The sequence below is a fragment of the Sporichthyaceae bacterium genome (genome assembly GCA_036269075.1).
Classification (GTDB): domain Bacteria; phylum Actinomycetota; class Actinomycetes; order Sporichthyales; family Sporichthyaceae; genus DASQPJ01.
Genome location: DATASX010000122.1, coordinates 1 through 5,959, shown reverse-complemented (window position 1 = coordinate 5,959; position 5,959 = coordinate 1). Strand labels below are relative to the sequence as shown.

Annotated in this window: 7 protein-coding genes; all 7 read right to left on the bottom strand. The window is 67.8% G+C overall.

What is annotated here, in order from left to right; genetic code table 11:
• The coding region (locus VHU88_23110; protein ID HEX3614595.1) for an NAD(P)-dependent alcohol dehydrogenase at window positions 1-968 on the bottom strand (968 nt) is incomplete at its 3' end.
• 76 nt (window positions 969-1,044) lie between these two features.
• The gene (locus tag VHU88_23105; GenBank protein ID HEX3614594.1) at window positions 1,045-1,716 is read right to left on the bottom strand and encodes an iron-sulfur cluster assembly protein; all 672 of its coding nucleotides are present in this window, start codon (window positions 1,714-1,716) and stop codon (window positions 1,045-1,047) included.
• Window positions 1,713-2,765, bottom strand: coding sequence for an amidohydrolase family protein (locus VHU88_23100; protein HEX3614593.1), 1,053 nt, complete (start codon window positions 2,763-2,765; stop codon window positions 1,713-1,715). The genes VHU88_23105 and VHU88_23100 overlap by 4 nt, the downstream gene beginning before the upstream one ends.
• Before the next feature lie 29 nt (window positions 2,766-2,794).
• Window positions 2,795-3,175 carry an MmoB/DmpM family protein gene (locus VHU88_23095; protein HEX3614592.1) on the bottom strand — a complete coding sequence of 127 codons (381 nt, stop codon included), beginning with the start codon at window positions 3,173-3,175 and terminating at the stop codon, window positions 2,795-2,797.
• On the bottom strand, window positions 3,172-4,341 hold the full coding sequence (locus VHU88_23090; GenBank protein HEX3614591.1) for a hypothetical protein: 1,170 nt from the start codon (window positions 4,339-4,341) through the stop codon (window positions 3,172-3,174). The genes VHU88_23095 and VHU88_23090 overlap by 4 nt, the downstream gene beginning before the upstream one ends.
• Window positions 4,338-5,363 carry a 2Fe-2S iron-sulfur cluster binding domain-containing protein gene (locus VHU88_23085; protein ID HEX3614590.1) on the bottom strand — a complete coding sequence of 342 codons (1,026 nt, stop codon included), beginning with the start codon at window positions 5,361-5,363 and terminating at the stop codon, window positions 4,338-4,340. Before VHU88_23085 ends, VHU88_23090 begins: the two co-directional genes overlap by 4 nt.
• Before the next feature lie 88 nt (window positions 5,364-5,451).
• The coding region (locus VHU88_23080) for a hypothetical protein (GenBank protein HEX3614589.1) at window positions 5,452-5,959 on the bottom strand (508 nt) is incomplete at its 5' end.

Here is a 5,959-nt window from a genome sequence, read left to right as displayed (position 1 = left end):
ACGAGAATCGCCCGGCCGCGAACGCGGCCGGCGTCGAGGTCGGCGAGCGCGTCGGGCGCGGCGGCCAGCGGATACGTCTTGGTGTGCAGGGTGACCTTGCCGCCCTGCGCGAGCGCCATCAGCTCGGCGAGGTCGTTGTAGGTGCCGACGATGTTGCCGATGATGTTCCGCTCGGTGGAGATGATGTCGAGCGTCGGGACGTGCAGCGTGCCGCCGTACCCGATGACGAAGTACGACCCGGCCGGGGCGGTCATGTTCCACCCGTCCATCTCCGCCCCCTGCTCGGCGACGAAGTCGAGCACGACATGCGCCCCCGCCCCGCCGGTCAGGTCCTGCACGGCGCCGACGTGCTTCCCGTCGGCGACCACGGTGAGGTCGGCCCCCAGCTCCTGCGCGAGCTTGAGCGCCTCGGGGTTCCTGTCCACGACGATGATCCGCGCCGCGGTCAGCGCCGCCAGGCACTGCACCCCGATGTGCCCGAGCCCGCCGGCCCCGATGACCACGCAGGTAGTGCCGGGATAGAGCAGCGGGATCGCTTTCTTCACGGCGTGATAGGCGGTAATCCCGGCGTCGGCGAGCGCCGCGACATCCTGCGGCCGGGTCGACGGCTCGAGCTTCACGCAGGCGCGGGCGGAGGTCAGCAAGTACTCGGCCATCCCGCCATCGGTGGACAGCCCGGGGAACGTGGAGTTCTCGCAGTGCATGTCATCCCCGGCCCGGCAGGCGCGGCACAAGCCGCAGGTAGGCGTCGGATGCAGGATCACGGTGTCGCCAACCGCGACATTGGTCACGGCGGACCCGACCTCGTGCACCCACCCGGCGTTCTCGTGCCCGAGGATGTAGGGCAGCGGCGTATGCATCCGCTCATCCCACTGCCCCTCGATGATGTGCAGATCGGTCCGGCAGACGCCGGCGCCGCCGATCTTGACGACGACATCCAGGTGGCCGCTAACCTTCGGCTCGGGCACGTCGTCAACGACAGGCGTGCTGTGAAACTTATGCAGTCGTACGGCTTTCACTAAGACCTCCCGATCATGGTCTGCGTTAGCCAGGGGCGTATCGATACCGGAGCATCCCGGAGCACATCGAGGCATTGGCGTCGATGCCGGCCCGGGTCACCCGCGCCCGCCGCAAGTGCAGCGGAATCGCCGCCAGGGCGACGCGAGCGCCTGTCTCCGGGTCGATGAGCAGCGGCGCGTCGTCGTCGGCGGGCAGCCCGAGGTCTGCCCGCCGCTGCCGGAGCCGGTCGAGTTCGGCGGACTGCGGCGCCGCGCCGAGGGTCAGCGCCACGAGCTCGGCCGGCGTTACGCCGGCCGCGATGAGCGGCCGGCACACGAGGTCGGTGCCGGCCAGCACCGCCTTGCGGAGAAACTGCGCGCGCAGGCCGCCAAGCTCGGCCACGGCCTCGCCGTCGAATGAGGCGACGAAGCCCGCCTGGGCGGCTACCCCGGCGTTGATCGCGTCCGACGCGAAGTGGTCCTCCAGGACCACTTCGGCCGTCCGTACGCCCGGGATCGCGACGAGGGCGTCGTAGGCGTCGGCCACCATGAGGAACGCGAAGTTCGGCGCGCAGAAGTAGGTGGGCAGGCGCAGCCGGACCCGCGCCTGCCCGTCGCCAGAGACCGTGCACGATGCGACGAAGCCGAGGGTGGTGATCGGCTCGTCGAGCTCCGGGTCGCGCACGGCCGACAGGGCGGTAAGGACGTCCTCCCTCATTGCCCGGCGACCAGCTGAGCGTCGTCCTTCGACGCCGGCTCGCTGGGCTGGACGGGTACCAGGAACTCCGCCGGCACCTTGATGTCGTAGAGCTTGGCGGCGTTCAGGCCGAGGATCTTCTTCTTCGTGGCGGTGGTGAGCTTCTGGTAGTCCGCGAACTGCTCGTCGTCCGGCATCTGCCAGTCGACGAGGCCCTCGACCTGCCACTTCGGCTCCCAGATGCCGTAGTCGCTGCCGAACGTCATCTTGTCCTCGCCGACCCAGAACAGCAGTTCGCCCATCACCCGCGCGAAGAACTTCGGCCGCGCGTGCATCAGGGCGCCGGTCACCACCGACAGGCCGGCGTAGACGTTGGGCTCCTGCGTCGCCATGTAGCAGAAGTCGTCGATCCGCGGCAGGCCCACGTGCTCGATGATGAAGTTCAGCTCGGGGAAATCGGTCGCGGCGTGGTCCACGTCGGACACGTCGAACGCGTCCTTGTCCAGCGGCCAGATGGTCGGGCCCTTGTGCACGTGGATGTTCTTGATGCCGAGCTCCTGGGCCTTCTCCAGGAACCGGTAGGCGGCCGGATCGCTGAGCTTGTAGCCGCGGGAGCCGTTGTTCCACTCCGCGGTGTAGAGCTTCACGCCCCTGGCGCCGTAACGCTCGACGTTGCGCCGCAGCTCCTCGAGCCCCGCGTCGCTGTCGCGCGGGTCGAACCGGGTGTTGGCGATGAACATGCCCGGGTGCTTATCGCCGAGCGCGGCGTTCCGCTCGGTGGTGTTGAAGCCCTCCTTGTACCACTCCTTCAGGTCGGTGGGCTGGAAGATCGCCACGTCTACGTGCCCGTCCTCGAAGACGTCCTTCATCAGGTCGTCTTCCGAGTACTTCTGGAATTTGTCGATCGGCCAGTGGGTCTCCTTCGGGCCGAGCGACTGGTAGGCGTGGAAGCACTCGATCCAGCCCTTGGCGTACTGCTCCGCGCCAGGCACCCAGTTGTCGGGTGCGGCGTTCCAGTAGTGCATGTGCGTGTCGACGATGAAGTACTTCTCGCCGTCCTTCTCGTACACGCTCGTTCTCCTCTCCGCTACCGCTTCCGCTACTGCTGCGAGGGGATGAGGTCGAAGCCGAGGTACTCGGCGGCGTCCTCGGGGTTGGCGAACATGATGGTCCGGTCGTCCTCATGGATCATCCGGCCGTAGTGCGTCGACATGTTCTCCTCGAACTCGGCGGAGTCGAAGAAGCCTGGCTCCTCGCCGAGCGCCTCGGAGACCTCGTCGTATACGACGTCCATCCGGCCGGTCGCGTCGACCCGCATCATGGACGGCAACCAGGTCACGGTCACGTTGGGCTTGGTTGCCATGACCGCCGCGACAACCTCGCCGACCTGGTTGTTCATCAGCGTGAAGCCGCATTTGTTCGACGCTGTGTTGTTGGCCTTGAACGGGCTCTCCGGGTGCTTGAACTGCTGCGTTGTCACTGCGCCAGCTCCTTCGGTACGTCCAGGTGCAGGTCGGACACGAGGTGGGCGAACCGGCTCTTGGCGGCGTCAAGGCCGTCCTCGAAGCGCGGTGGCTTTGCGTCGGGCTGCGACCAGATCGGCTGCAGCGTGCGGGCCGCGTGGATGGCGCGCGGCACCCAGGTGCTCAGCCACTTGTTCAGGAGCGCCTTATTGTGGTCGGCGAACTCCCGGTCGGTGGTGAGCAGCTCGAACATCGCCACCGTGTAACGCAGGTCGCGTTCGGCGAAGTCGTACTCGGCCGCGCCGATGACCGTCGGCGTCACGAAGTCGCCGTTGCGCGGCGCGGCGTGCTGCACGAGCTGGCTGCGGAACAGCTCGCCGACCAGCGGCTCGAACACCACATTGCCGGCGAAGATGGCCTCGGCCCAGTCCCAGATCGAGGTGAGCTGCTCGGCGGTCTCCCGCACCCCCTGCCACGCCGGGTCGGAGCTCCAGGTCTCCAGGTGCGCGGCGCCGTCGAAGCCGGGGACCTCCTCGGTCAGCGTGAGGTTGTACAGCGCGAGGTCCTGCGCTGCCCTGATGCGGTGCATGCTGTTGACCGAGATCGCGTTGTTGTGCATGTTCGTGGGGGCGCGCCGCTGCGCGTTCGCGTATAGGTACAGGCCGAGCCCGTGGTCCACGTGCATCCAGGCGCCGACGTTGCGCTCGACGAACCGCACCCAGTTCGGGTTCCAGTCCGTGAAGGCCTTGGACTGGCGGGCCATCTCCACGTTCTGGTTGACCTGCCGCACGACGTTGGAGTTGTAGCGGTAGAGGGTGAGCTCCCACTCCTCGTTCGGGTCGCGGAACTCGTGCCAGCCGTGCGCCGGCCAGTCATAGCCCTTGCCGCCGGAGCCGGGATAGCGCTCCGGCTCGGGCCGGTCGACGCCCCACGCCTTCAGCGCGGTCCAGTCGAGCGGGTAGCCGCCGCGGCCGTCGGCGAACCCGTACAGCCAGCCCTGCGACAGGTAGTGCCGCGGGTCCGGCTGGACCTCGACGGTGACGTCCTCGTAGTGCGACTGCTTGCGCTTGGCCGGGATGTAGTAGTTGAACCGGCGGCTGTCCGAGTCGGGGAACTCCTTGGCGCCCGCCTCGGCGTCGGTGAAGACCGGTTTCGGAACGCTGCGTTCTTGCGTGCTCGTCATTGGGGCTCTCCGGTTGTGGTGAATTTGTCGTAATAGACCCGCTTGTCCTCGACGCCGAGCGTCTCGAGCAGCGGGATGGCGGCCTCCACCATGGGCGGCGGACCGCAGACGTAGGCGTGCGCGCCGGCGAGGCGGCCCCGCAGGCGCTTGACGACGTCGGTGATCATGCCGTTCTCGCCGTCCCAGTCCTCGTGCGAGAGAGCCGGGACGTAGCTGAAGTTCGGCAGCTTCTCCGCGATCGCGCTCAGCTCTTCCTCGAAGCACAGGTCGCGCTGCCCGCGGGCGCCGTAGAAGAACGTGGCCTTGCGGTGGATGCCGCGCTCGGCCATGGAGCGGAGCAGGGACAGGATCGGGGCCATCCCCGCTCCGCCGCCCACGAAGACCAGCTCCGCTTCGGAGTCGCGCAACGTGAAGACGCCGAACGGGCCGGTCAGCTCCAGGCGGTCGCCAGCCTGGAGCACCACGTCGAGGAACTGGGAGAACAGCCCGTCCGGGTACACCTTGATGACGAACTCGAGCAGCCCGTCCCTGCTCGAGGTGTTCGCCATCGAGAACGACCGGACCTCCTCGGTGCCGGGCACGCTGATGTCCATGTACTGGCCGGGGAAGAACTTGACCTCGCCCGGCTCGATCAGCCGCAGCACCAGGTGGCACATGTCGTGCGTCACCGCGTCCTTACTCACGACCTCGGCCACCGCGTGCTGGATCGGCAGGCCGGACCTGATCATGTCCTCGTCGTAGTTGAGCAACTCGATTACGACGTCCTCGTACGGGTGCGCCCGGCACAGCAGCGTGTAGCCCTCCTCCTTCTCGTAGTCGGGCAGCGCGAACGTGGAGTACTTGTCGTGCTCGATGTCGTCGCCGTCGAGGATGAACGACTTGCACGAGGCGCACTGGCCTTCCTTGCAGCCGTGCATGAGCATGATTCCCTGCTCGGCCGCGGCCCGCAGGATCGTCTGGTCCTCGCCGACTTCGATCTCGATGCCGACGGGTTCGAAGCGCACCTTGTGCTTACCGGGCACTGTCACCTCCCTCCGCCGCCTCCCCGGGCAGGCTCGCGCCTGGCGCCGGGGAGTCGCCACGGGTCCGTTCGGGATAATCCGGGAACCGTCACCCGCCGTCTGCCGGAGCGAACCGGCCTGCGGGACCACCGCGGACGTACTGCGCGTGGAACGCCGCGCGCTCGTCGTCGCTCATCTCGTTGAGCAGCACGTTCGGCGACTGGAGCGGTGCCATCCTGCGCAGGTGGTCGAGCGTCCACATCTTCTTCTGGTCGCCCAGGTCGAGGTGCGGCTGCGCGACCATGGTCTTGCCGTCGTCGCGGACGTAGCCCATGTCGCTGACCACATCGGCCCAGTTCCAGCCGTGGTAGAGCGTCTCCCACTCGCGCTTGCCGATGAGCTGGCCCATGTTCGGCGTCTCGCGGCCCTGGTACGTCGGCCGGAAGGCCGTCGCGTCGGTCCAGTGGCACGGCTCTGAGCAGTAGGTGCGCCACTGCCCGTCCACCTGGTCCATCACCATGTCCTCGCGGACCAGGCACGGGACCATGCAGGTCCAGCAGCGGTGCGGGTACTGGTAGTCGACGTCCTCGGCGACGATCGGGTGGTGCCCGTTCGGC

Bases quoted from the DNA above. Each gene is read 5' to 3' on its own strand.
- VHU88_23090 (HEX3614591.1), bottom strand. From the start codon at position 4,341: ATGACGAGCACGCAAGAACGCAGCGTTCCGAAACCGGTCTTCACCGAC.
- VHU88_23105 (HEX3614594.1), bottom strand. From the start codon at position 1,716: ATGAGGGAGGACGTCCTTACCGCCCTGTCGGCCGTGCGCGACCCGGAG.